General features: G+C 55.5%; 5 protein-coding genes. All 5 read left to right on the plus strand.

The features are described from left to right. Window positions 1-24: 24 nt before the first annotated feature. The 5 genes from P1P89_14165 to P1P89_14185 all read left to right on the plus strand — a co-directional run bounded on the left by P1P89_14165 (window position 25) and on the right by P1P89_14185 (window position 5,894). The gene (locus P1P89_14165) at window positions 25-1,326 is read left to right on the plus strand and encodes a sulfite exporter TauE/SafE family protein (protein MDF1592657.1); all 1,302 of its coding nucleotides are present in this window, start codon (window positions 25-27) and stop codon (window positions 1,324-1,326) included. After that, window positions 1,323-2,018, plus strand: a complete 696-nt coding sequence (locus P1P89_14170; protein ID MDF1592658.1) for a hypothetical protein — start codon at window positions 1,323-1,325, stop codon at window positions 2,016-2,018. The genes P1P89_14165 and P1P89_14170 overlap by 4 nt, the downstream gene beginning before the upstream one ends. Before the next feature lie 464 nt (window positions 2,019-2,482). Beyond that, a complete protein-coding gene (locus P1P89_14175; protein ID MDF1592659.1) occupies window positions 2,483-5,050 on the plus strand; it encodes a PEP/pyruvate-binding domain-containing protein in 2,568 nt (855 codons plus the stop codon). Then, on the plus strand, window positions 5,047-5,424 hold the full coding sequence (locus P1P89_14180; protein ID MDF1592660.1) for a response regulator: 378 nt from the start codon (window positions 5,047-5,049) through the stop codon (window positions 5,422-5,424). Before P1P89_14175 ends, P1P89_14180 begins: the two co-directional genes overlap by 4 nt. Further along, on the plus strand, window positions 5,421-5,894 hold the full coding sequence (locus tag P1P89_14185; GenBank protein ID MDF1592661.1) for a universal stress protein: 474 nt from the start codon (window positions 5,421-5,423) through the stop codon (window positions 5,892-5,894). The genes P1P89_14180 and P1P89_14185 overlap by 4 nt, the downstream gene beginning before the upstream one ends. The last annotated feature ends 202 nt before the right edge of the window (window positions 5,895-6,096 follow it).

A 6,096-nucleotide genomic window follows, 5' to 3' on the forward strand; every position in this document is an offset into this window, starting at 1 on the left:
ATCAAACAGGAGGAGAAACAAGAAATGAACTTTTTCAGAGAACTGGGCCATTTCATGATGATGGGCGCCCGCGCCCACGCGAAATGGGAAATCGAAACATCACAACGGATCATGGGGGACCGCAGAAGGCTGGCCATTCTCGGCCTGCTGCTCATTCCAATCATCATCGGCGGCGTAGCCTTCGCCGGAGAAATTGCCGGAGCGCTGCCGGATATTCTGGGCGGCCATAAAGCATACAGTCCGGCATTTTTCACGAATTCAATCTTTTTTGCTTCTATCGGGGTCGGCTTGGGGGCCGGCCTGATTACCGGCTGCATCGGCGCCGGCGGCGGCTTTATCATCGCCCCGGCCCTGATGAGCGCGGGGGTCAAGGGTATTATGGCGGTCGGCACCGACCTTTTTCATATCTTCGCCAAGGCGATCATGGGCAGCGTCCTGCACCGGAAACTGGGCAATATTTCCGTCTCTCTCGCCGGGACCTTTCTGATCGGTTCCATCGGCGGCGCCACGGCAGGCGGGTATCTCAACCGGGCATTGTATGAAAAGAACCCGGTCTTGAGCGATGCCTTCATCACGACAATCTATGTCATCATGCTGGGCTTTCTCGGCACCTACGCCCTGCTTGATTTTCTGAAAGCCAGAAAACCCGCCAAGGCCACCTTCTCGCCGGAAACCAAGCAGGCCACGTCCAAGAAAGGCGAAGAGGAGATGACCGGCTTTTCCCAGAAACTGCAGGGCATGAATATTCCGCCCATGCTCCATTTCGACCAGGGCGTGGTGCCCGGCGGCCGTAAGATATCCGCCATCTTTCTGGTGATCAGCGGCGCCATCGTCGGCCTGGCCGCGGCAATCATGGGGGTCGGCGGCGGTTTTCTGACCTTCCCGATCTTTGTCTACGGTCTCGGGGTTTCCTCGGCCACCACGGTAGGGACTGACATCTTCCAGATTATTTTTACCGCCGGTTACGCCGGTCTCGGCCAGTACGCCATCTACGGTTTCATCTTTTACACCCTGGCCATCGGCATGCTGCTCGGCTCGCTCGTCGGCATCCAGATCGGTTCCCTGGTCACCAAGGTGGTCTCCGGCACCACCATCCGCGGCTTTTATGCCATGGCGGTATTGGCCGGTTTCATCAACCGGGTCTTCGCCCTGCCCGGCAAGCTCGCCAAGATGGAGGTTATCTCCATGTCCGACTCCACTGCGAAGATACTGGAACAGATCGGCATCTATCTCTTTTTCGCGGTCATCGCCATCTTCGCCGTTTGGGTAATCGGAACATTTTTAAAGAATATCAAGACGCTGAAGGGCGAGGAGGTGCACGCATGATTGCCCATAAAAAGGAATTTACCGGCGGACTGTTGTTGTTCATCGCCTTTTGGATTGTTTTTGCCATCGGCATGTCGCCGATATTCGGCGGCGGCGACAATATTCTCAATTACATGGACAACCTCTACAATACCATTTCCAAGAAATCGGCCTACTATATCCCGACCATGCAGGAAAAGATCAAACCTTTTGAAGGCCGGCAGGTTGATCTGACCATCAAGGCCGAGGACGGCGCCCAGGCCGAGCGGACCGCCCGCCTTTTTCGAATCGATGAGGCCCAGACCACGGTCTCGGTCGAAGGGGAGAACGTCAAGGTAAGTGGAGATCTGGGGGCGATCCTGGCGGATGTAATCGCAGATGCCGACGCCATGTTCAATAATAACGGCGAAAAAATTTCCGCCAAGTACGGCTATGACGCCAAACAGGCCCTGTATGACCTGTGGAACGCCATGAGCGCCGCGGAAAAGAACCTCAACAAACAGAAGATGTTCAAGGAGGCCAAGATCGTCAATCAGGTACAGGCCAAGGCGGTGGAGCCGGCCTATAATTACTACGGCATCCAGGCCGAGGATATCAAATCCAAGCTGGGCATTGTCATCGCCTCATTGGCGGGATATGTGCTGTATACACTGTGGTTCGGCTTTTCCATCCTCTTTATGTTCGAGGGCTGGGGATTGAAGCTGGAGCATTGATGAAGCGCTGCGCCGGAGACCACTCCCCTCTGTGCGCGTTGCAGGAGCGGCATCAGGGTCGATACATTTCTCGGCCCCTGATGCCGCTTTTTATTTGGTAGTCCGCAGGTGATAAAGCTTTAGCCTGAATCCGTGACGGCTTCGTGGGGGATTTCACTTTATCAGCTTGTAATTGCATTAAATAAGCGTTTTTCCCAAGGGGAGCCATGATTCACCCCGCCGCCCTGCGGGGCGCCCGATAACGGTGCATCTGCCGCGTTGGCAACTCGTTGATATACCATTAGTATAATCAACATCGTTGCCGCCTTGCATCTGCACCGTTCTCGAACGCTCACGGATTCAGGTTTAGTTGAGCAGCTCGTCTGCTTTTATGCCCTTTAGGGTACTTACGAAACTTATGCCCTTTTGGTATAACAATGGGAAAGCATGTTTCTACGTGAAAAATATTGATAGAAAAGTGAGTTATGCCGGGTTTCAAACGTCTTCCAGAGATTCTTGCAGGTTTTTTCGGCCGCGGGCGGCCGCTTGACCAAGATATTCACGCCCTGCGCCAATTGTTTCGGGAAAACTACCGGAAATTCCGGGCTCTGCTTACCGCCAATAACATTGCCCTCGAATTGATGGCGGAGATGGAGCAGACCCTCAACAGCGGTCGTCCGTTCGGAATGACCTTTGTCCGCGGCCGCTGCACTGCCGTGGATGTGAACGTTTTCAAAATGATTCAGCGGCTGCAGGAGCTTGCCGGCGGCAGATATGGCGGGTTGACCGAGGCCTTCAATGTTGTGTCCGGAAACCTGCAGGAAATCCTGGACAGACAGCCCGCGGTCGTCGATTGCCCTTTTGTGGTGGGATTTGACCGGATTGACAAGGAGTCCGCCGATCTGGTCGGTGAAAAGATGGCCAATCTCGGCGAGATCCGCAACCGGGTGCGGCTTTCGGTGCCCGATGGTTTCGTGATTACGGCGTCCGCTTCCCGTGCTTTTCTCGCCCACAGCGGGCTCCGCGATGAAATCAACCGGCTCCTGACCATCTGCCACACGGATAATCTCGAAGAGCTGTACACGACAAGCGCGGCCATCCAGCAACTGATCACGAAAGCACCCCTGCCCGAAGAGCTCGAACGGGAGATCGGCAACGCCTATGAACGACTGGCCGACAGGTCCGGCCATCGGCTTCTGGTGGCCATGCGCTCCAGCGCCATCGGCGAAGACAGCGGTCGCGCCTCTTTTGCCGGCCAGTACCGGACCCGGCTGGATGTCGATGAAGATCTGCTGGTCGAAACCTATAAGGAAATCATAGCGGGCAAGTACAGGAGCCAGGCGATTATCTATCGGCTGCAACGGGGATTCCGGCATCAGGACGTCACCATGTGCGTCGGTTGCCTGGCCATGGTGGAGGCCAGGATCGGCGGCGTCATCTATTCGCACGCGCCGGCGGATTTGCGCAGCCCATACGCGGTTGTCATTGCCGCGCAAGGAATGGCCGGCCAGGTTGTCGATGGCAGCAGCGATACGGATATGTATCAGGTGAGCCGGCGAGCCGATCACCACATTCTGGCGCAAGAATGCCGCGCAAGTCCCGCCGGGGAACCCATTCTCTCGGCCGCTCAATTGCGGGAACTGGTTGATGCCGCTCTTCGCCTGGAAACTCATTTCGGGGCGCCGCAGGATATCGAATGGGCCATTGACGGGCAAGACAGATTGATGATCCTGCAGAGCCGTCCCCTCGGCCAAAACGGGACCATCCCGCAGGAATCTTGCCAAAGAAACATGGCCCCCGGCAAGGATACATTGCTTGGGGGGGGCGTACCGGTGAGTCCCGGAATCGCCTCCGGGCCTGTTTTTATTGTCCGTTCCGATCTGGATCTGCTGCGGTTCCCCAAGGAAGCCATCCTGGTCGTCGAACATCCGCTGCCGGATTGGGCGGCGCTTCTGCCGAGAGCGGCAGCGATCATCAGCGAAACCGGGCAGGTCGCGGCGCATCTGGCCACGGTCGCCCGGGAATTCGGGATTCCCGCTCTTTTCGGGGTGAAAGGGGCGACATCCATGTTTCATAACGATCAGATTATTACCGTCGATGCCGCCGCGGGCCACATTCATAACGGCAGGCGCGACGATTTGCTGGCCCGCTCCGGGCGGCAGCCGGACCTGATGAAGGGCAGCCCGATGCACAAGGTGCTGACCGAGGTGCTGCGGCACATCACCCCGCTCCATCTTACCGACCCGGCCTCGATATATTTTCGCCCATCTTCCTGCACAACCCTGCATGACCTGACCCGCTTTTGCCATGAAAAAGCCGTCTCCGAAATGTTCTCGTTCGGGGCGAAGTTTCATTTTTCGGAAAAGGCGGCCAAGCAACTGGTTGGGGAAACGCCCTTCCAATGGTGGGTCATCGATCTTGACGACGGCTTTGCGGAGGGCTTTGACCACCGGGGAAAATTCGTCAACATAGACCAGATTGTTTCCCCCCCCATGCTGGCTCTCTGGGAGGGGATGACCGCCATCCCCTGGCAGGGGCCGCCGCCGGTGAGCTTGAAAGGGTTTGGCGCCATCCTTTTTCAATCAACCATGAACCGGGAACTCGATCCGGCGGTGCGCTCCGGCCTGACCACCCGCAATTTTTTCATGATTTCGAAAAACTTCTGCAATCTGAACGTGCGGCTTGGCTACCATTTCGCCCTTGTGGAAGCCCATTTAAGCGATCTGCTCACCGAAAATTATATAAGTTTCCAGTTCAAGGGCGGGGCCGCCGACCAGGGCCGCCGGTTTATCCGGGTTCAGCTCTTGCGGAATATCCTTGAGCAGTACGATTTTCGGGTCGAGCAGAAGGTTGACGCTCTGACCGCTCGAATCGAGAAAAAATCAACGGATTATCTGGTGCCACGCTTGAAGATCCTCGGCTACCTGCTGATCCACACCCGCCAGATCGACATGGTCATGGACGATCAGGAAATGGTCGGCAAATACCAGCGGAAAATTTTGACCGACATCGATACGATAATCGCACCGGAATTGAAGGAGACGCGCATATGAAACAATCGCTCAATATCCTTTTTGTTGATGACGAGCCGGATTTTCTGGAGACCGCTCTAAAGCGCCTTGTTCGGCGCGGGTATGGCGCGCAAAGCGCTGCCTGTTGCGACGAGGCCTTTGGTGTGCTTGAAACCGGTTGGCCCGATGTCGTGGTGCTTGATGTCATGATGCCCGGCAAGGACGGCATCCAATGCCTGCGTGAAATAAAACAGCGTTGGCCCGAAATGGCGGTCATCATGCTGACCGGGCATGCCTCAATGCAGACCGGGTTGCGCGGTCTGGAATACGGGGCCGGCGACTATTGCCTGAAGCCGATCGAATTGGATGAACTCCTTGAAAAAATAGAAATCGCCTGCAAGGAATTGAATGGATGATGAGAAAGAAAGCTGAGTTGAGTCCCGCAAGGCGGGACTCGTCCGAAACTTATACCCCTGTTGGAAAAAATATATTGGTGGTGATCAACAACTCTCCTGACCTGGTCACCGAGGCGATCAAGTTGACCTGTCCCGATAAGGAAAAGATACGCCTGATCGCGCTCAAGGTATTGCCTCTATATGAAGGGGAGTTGCATCTCACCGGCATCGGTAATCTCCGGGAGGTTATTGAGGGAGGCAAGGATGAGTATATGCAGGCCGTGAGAAAAATCGCCTCGCAGAGTGGAATCGCCATTGATATACGGCTGGAGTATGGTGAACCCGCGGAAAAAATTGTCGCCGTTGCCCTTGAAGAGGATTGCGCTCTGATTGTGTTGGAGGGCCATAAAAACAGGGTGACGCGGCTCCTTTCGGGAAATGTTGTCAAAAAGATAAGGGCAGGCGTTTCATGCCCCGTTTTCGAGCTCTAATGAGTGATATGTCCCATGGCTCTTGGTTCCGCGAAAAGTCACAAGATTCCCTGGAAAATTTTATACCGGAAGGATTATTCATGTTGTTTAAACGCTAGCGTCGTGTCAACTCTGAACTGTCGCATCTCGCTTGCCATTTTTCCTGCCTGCCGCGTTGCGGCTTCAGTTACATAGCGCTGCTATGCTCCTGAAGCCACGCCTT

Source organism: Desulfobacterales bacterium, from assembly GCA_029211065.1.
Lineage (GTDB): Bacteria > Desulfobacterota > Desulfobacteria > Desulfobacterales > JARGFK01 > JARGFK01.